We start from the raw sequence: 270 nt of genomic DNA, 5'->3' as shown, positions 1-270 counted from the left end.
GACCAGTTGCCGCTGCCATCGGCGGTGGTCTCGCCGATCGGGTTGCCGCCACCGTCGGTGAGGATCACCTTGGCTCCGGCTTCAGCGGTACCGCTGATCACGGCGCCGTTACTCGGGTTGATGACCGGCGCTGCCGGGGCAACCGCGTCAACGGTGACGCTGGTCGGTCCGCTGGTATTGCCAGCCGGGTCCTGGGCCACAGCGTTGACCACCGTGCCGTTGGCCAGCGGCGTGCCAGGCGTGAACGACCAGTTGCCACTGCCGTCGGCG

1 protein-coding gene is annotated in these 270 nt (G+C 69.3%); it reads right to left on the bottom strand.

All coding sequences use genetic code 11. The annotated features are described in order from the left end of the window. The coding region (locus ACLEJP_RS25595) for an Ig-like domain-containing protein (protein WP_440810932.1) at positions 1–270 on the bottom strand (270 nt) is incomplete at both ends.

It is taken from the genome of Pseudomonas sp. SMV7, assembly GCF_052041995.1.
GTDB lineage: Bacteria > Pseudomonadota > Gammaproteobacteria > Pseudomonadales > Pseudomonadaceae > Aquipseudomonas.
The sequence above is the reverse complement of the archived record's forward strand: the minus strand, read 5'-3'. Positions and strand labels throughout refer to the sequence as shown.